The following is a 4,374-nucleotide window of genomic DNA, read 5'->3' as shown; positions in this document are numbered from 1 at the left end:
CCTCCTCCCCTTGGTCATTGGTATGACGGGTGGCGATATGGCCACGATGCGTTAACGCTTCGGTATCGGGAGAGAGGGCTTGCAGGTTCAAAGGCTCTAACGGGTTGTAGCCTTTTTCCTTTGGCCGGTCTTGGCGTTTATCAAAGTTTAAGATATCACTCACATCGGTCAGCAACATCTCAGGCGTGACGGGCAGTAAATCAAAACCAAGCTGCGCCAGTCCTGTCTCTAGAGTCATTCGCGCATCAAGCAGCTCTTGTGGGTCTTTTTCCGTGGTGGAGACAAAAAAGAACGCGTCGTAATCGCGCAAATCAAAGCGATTGTTTTTTTGTCGGTGTAAAAAACCGTGCTGCGCGGCGTAGTGGGCGTAAATGGCGTCATCGTTAGCCAGCTTCTGGCAGATACCGCCTCGCTGACTGAGTAGAGCTTGGTTTCCTTCGAGATAGTGCGCCACTCGGTTGTGACCAAACAGCTGCACTTGATAGTCCCATTTATCCCCTGCAGGCAAATCCCCCATGAGGTGGCTTAACGACTGAATTAAATCGTCGTTAGCGCCCCCAAGGACACTGATTTTAAAGCCAAAACCGCGAGAGTGGGGATTGTCGAACACCCGCTCAATGGGATCGTAGTCTCGATACGGCAGTTCATGGTGAAGGTGGTTCTGGGCTTGCTTGGCCTCTTGAAATAAGGCGGATAAGCCACTGCGTGAGGTGGAAAACATGGGGGACCCCTTTTTCTATTTTTTACCAAAACAAAGACAATGGCCAACTGACACTTTGCATTGCTTCATCACTGAGTTGAAGGCGGTGAGCAAGCTCAGGATGCCCTTTTTTTTGTAAGCATTCGTATAGGCTGAGTTTGAGTGGAGAAAGGCGCGTCTCTGGCGCGATCTCTTTTTCGATTTTAATGTTAGGGTGCACGGCACAATCTTGGACCGCTTGATGGAGCGCCCCCTTATCTAGAGAGGGCTGAGACTCGATGTAGCGCGCCACAACGTGATCTCTGGCGTCATCGTGCGAGGTGATAAACTGCGCCACTTGTGCCAGGGCGCTGCTCAGTAATGTGCCCCATAATATCGCGCCCGTGATAACAATGATTTTTAAGGTTCGTTTCATTATTTTTTCCTAATCAATCTTTCCAAATCGCGCGCGCAGGGCGCCCAGACCAACGGCTATCGTCTAAGACAAAGTAAACATCCATCGTATCGATGTAGTGATTGTCTTTGTCGATGAAAGGGAAGACGGTGAGTTTTTTAACGTCTTCTTGGCTTCGCTCTGGCTCCCCCTCTCGATTGCGCCTTGGCAGTAAGGTAAAGGCGGAAGGTGGGGCGAGACGCGCTTGAGAAGAGACCGTGGCGTTACCACTGCCTCCGGTATAACCGTATACGTTGTCTCGAACTTCGTTCATGGTGACGCAACCTGAAACGCCGCCGACCTGATCGCAACTGTATTCGCTCTCAAAGCCCGCGCTACAACCGGTCAGACCTAAGAGTATCGATAGTGAAAACAAAGCGTGCCTATTCATGGTGATTCCTCACGCCCAAAGCCCACGCGGCTTAACCCTTGTTGGGTGATTTTTTGCGCTAATGGGTTGATGGGGGCGGTTTGAGTGGTTGGTGGAAAAGAGGAGGCGTTGGTGATGACATCCAAGAGCTGATTGCTGTTGGAGACTTGCTCACGCTGCTCATTCATGCGCGTTTCGTATTCATCGGCCAGCAATGGATCTAATGGAAAGCCTTCCAAAAAGACAATATTGACGATGGCACCAGGATTGACTTCCACTATCGGATGATAGAGTTCGGCCAGTTTGATGTAGTAGTCCGCCAATTTGCTGCCAACGCTCTCCGTGGCGCCGCCAAGCAGATTCAAGCCAATTTTATCGCTGTTGATGCTTTGACTTGGGCCGAGCGCCGTCGGTGTCGTGGTTTGTGCCAGCGCTTTACCTGCATCCCCTACGCCTTGCAAGATCCCCGCAATGCCGGCCATTTGAACGATCTTACCGTTTTTCAAAATGGTGGTACCGCGAATACCATTGCGACCAAAGTTAAACACGGTCGCATTGACGGGGATATCGAGAATATCGCCATTGGGTTGTATGCAGCTCATTCTACTGGTGCGAGCGACGCCGCGGCTGGATGAGATCTCACCGTAGACGGCGCCGGTGATCGTGCAATCCTTCAATTTAGAGGCCTGACCGTTGGGTAAGACCCCCTGATTGACTGTCTGAAAGACAATCGGTGAGGTATCCCCTTGTCCAGAGACGCCCCCATTAGCATCAGCGCCGCCGGTAATTACGGCGGTCACAAAGGTGCCGGTTGGCACGTAGTTATCGGTCGTGCGACGGGATTGTTTCTCCTCGACACTGGCTTGCCAGTGAAATTCAAAGCTATCAAAGGCATCACCACTAAAGGCCACATCATCTTGCTCTTGGTACTGGAACTCATTCACCTTGGCGTTATCCATGTTGCTATTAATGGCCGGTCTTGGGGGCAGTTTGTATTGGCCAAAGGTGTCTCCCTGGTTGGTCTCGATGCCGTGTTGAGTCGAAGGATCGCCTGCCTTGAGGGTTGAGGCTAATTGCGTCTCAAGCTGCGCCTTGAGCGCGTCAACTTCATCGAGCTTTTGTTGCATCTGCTGCTCAAGCTCTGTCAGTTGCGATTTTGTATCGCGCTCATTGGCCTTTTTAATGTTCTCTAACTCAGAGGTTAAGCTTTGTCCAAAGCGACTTAATGTGCCTTCAAACCGCGCTAAGCTTTGTTCTATTTGGTTGATTTTGTCTTGTTGAAACGTCAGGGCGGACTGGTTGTCTTTGTCGGTAAAATCATCGGTGACGACAGCGCCAAATCCGACATCTTGAATGCCCTTGCTTGGCGCTTGGGGAGACAGTGTTAACCGCCAAACAACAAAAGCCAGGGCGGTCAATATCAGCAATACCGTGAGCGTAATGGTGCGATTGCGCTTTCTTGTCACGGCATTGATCGTGCCGCCGTCTTCAAAGTCCCCGTCGGTGTCTTTGAAGACGCGTTTCTTAAAACGGCCCAAGGCGTCTTTTTGTTTATCGAGCATGGGTGGCGCCTCCTCCAGTAATGAGATAGAGCGTGGTAGTTTGCCCAGGTTTTAATTGATAGGCATCGAGCGCGGCTGAGCGTGCGGAATAGCTGTAGAACTGCGCGGTGGTCAGCGCCATGTCACTGCGGCTTTGATTTTTGAGCTGATAAACCACCCCAGAATAATGACGGCCCACGAAGACCGTTTGAGGGATGATGGCCAGTGACGCTTCATCTTTGGGTAAGGTTTTGGGGTCAACGTCGTGACGTTTAAAACCAGCAATGGGAGCGCCATCATGGACAAAACGTATCATGGCTTTGGTGAGCGCTGTCATGGCGGCGGGATAATCCGCCGCCTGCTCAATCGGGCTTTGCTGCTCTTTGTAATTTTGCGACCAAACAAACTCCGTGACCAAAGATGGTGTAGCTTTGGGGGTAATAAACAGCGCAAACAATCGCCCTTTCTCTGTCGTCAGGTGCGCGGTAAACGGTAAGGGAAGGTTAATTTTTAAGGTGATGGAGCCGGAAGCGTCTTTTTGGTTGCCCGTTGAGGTGCAAAACCCTTTCGGGCAGACGATCGAAATAATACGGTCATTGTTGACCAGTAAACGGTTCACGTTAATGGAAGAGAGTGACAAGGGGATCGTGTCGCCTTCGTCAAACTCATAGCTCACCATGGCGGCATTTTCAGCCAGGGCAAAAGAGGGGATGAAAAAGACCACCCAAAGCGCGATGGATAAAAAATAAGGGTGCCATTGCTGCGATGGGGTGAATGATTGCTCATAAAGATTCATCGGTGTTGACCTCGACTTCTTCAATGGAGAGTAAACCTATGACGCCTTGGTCATAGCTAAAGTTGACTTGATACCACTTCATCTCCGGATCTAGTGCGCGTTGGCCTACGTGCTTTTGGAGTTTCCCGTAGAGTTGTACTTGGAGAGTGTCGAGAGAAATTCGGACCAACTCGACAGAAAATTGGCTGCTGATGTTATCTTTTTTAACCACCGTGGCTTCTCGAAGCAGCTTAGGTTGAACGTTGTACCAGCTTGTCTCGTCTAAATATTCAAGTAACTGACCAAACTGACGTCCAACGCTTGCCGGCGTGATGTTGAGTTTCAGGTAGAGAAGATAATCCGCCATTTGCTCAAGATAAGGTTCATCGACCGCGCCATCCGAAACCGTAAAGGCTTGAGAGAGGGTGGGCGGGACTAGGGTTCGGCTTTGATGGGTAAGGGCTTGATAACTGGTGTAACCCAACACCAGGTTAGTGATAAGCATAACAAGAAAGCCTGCACTCAAAAAAAGATTGAGGAGGCTTTTGACGGCCA

At 50.5% G+C, this 4,374-nt stretch carries 6 protein-coding genes; all 6 read right to left on the bottom strand.

Translation table 11 applies throughout. From position 1 onward, the window contains the following. Positions 1 to 721, bottom strand: a 721-nt coding sequence (locus AB4589_RS17115; RefSeq protein ID WP_372101245.1) for a TraC family protein, incomplete at its 3' end; no start/stop codon positions are given. Between the two features lie 22 nt (positions 722 to 743). Further along, positions 744 to 1,115 (bottom strand): hypothetical protein, encoded by a 372-nt coding sequence (locus tag AB4589_RS17110; protein ID WP_102488785.1) that lies wholly within the window; start codon positions 1,113 to 1,115, stop codon positions 744 to 746. 13 nt (positions 1,116 to 1,128) lie between these two features. After that, entirely contained in the window at positions 1,129 to 1,524 is a 396-nt protein-coding gene (traV, locus tag AB4589_RS17105) for a type IV conjugative transfer system lipoprotein TraV (RefSeq protein WP_016800093.1), read from the bottom strand. Then, positions 1,521 to 3,065 (bottom strand): TrbI/VirB10 family protein, encoded by a 1,545-nt coding sequence (locus AB4589_RS17100; protein WP_076647806.1) that lies wholly within the window; start codon positions 3,063 to 3,065, stop codon positions 1,521 to 1,523. Before AB4589_RS17100 ends, traV begins: the two co-directional genes overlap by 4 nt. After that, positions 3,055 to 3,840 (bottom strand): type-F conjugative transfer system secretin TraK, encoded by a 786-nt coding sequence (gene traK / locus AB4589_RS17095; RefSeq protein WP_017096434.1) that lies wholly within the window; start codon positions 3,838 to 3,840, stop codon positions 3,055 to 3,057. Before traK ends, AB4589_RS17100 begins: the two co-directional genes overlap by 11 nt. Next, on the bottom strand, positions 3,827 to 4,374 hold a 548-nt coding region (gene traE / locus AB4589_RS17090; protein ID WP_372029886.1), incomplete at its 5' end, for a type IV conjugative transfer system protein TraE. The genes traE and traK, both read right to left, overlap by 14 nt.

This window comes from Vibrio sp. 10N.222.49.A3 (assembly GCF_041475145.1).
Lineage (GTDB): Bacteria > Pseudomonadota > Gammaproteobacteria > Enterobacterales > Vibrionaceae > Vibrio > Vibrio tasmaniensis_A.
Note: the sequence above shows the minus strand (reverse complement) of the source record. Positions and strands in the feature narration are given on the sequence as shown.

Coding starts and splice junctions, on each gene's coding strand:
- AB4589_RS17110 (WP_102488785.1), bottom strand. CDS start 1,115: ATGAAACGAACCTTAAAAATCATTGTTATCACGGGCGCGATATTATGG.
- traK (WP_017096434.1), bottom strand. CDS start 3,840: ATGAATCTTTATGAGCAATCATTCACCCCATCGCAGCAATGGCACCCT.
- AB4589_RS17100 (WP_076647806.1), bottom strand. CDS start 3,065: ATGCTCGATAAACAAAAAGACGCCTTGGGCCGTTTTAAGAAACGCGTC.
- traV (WP_016800093.1), bottom strand. CDS start 1,524: ATGAATAGGCACGCTTTGTTTTCACTATCGATACTCTTAGGTCTGACC.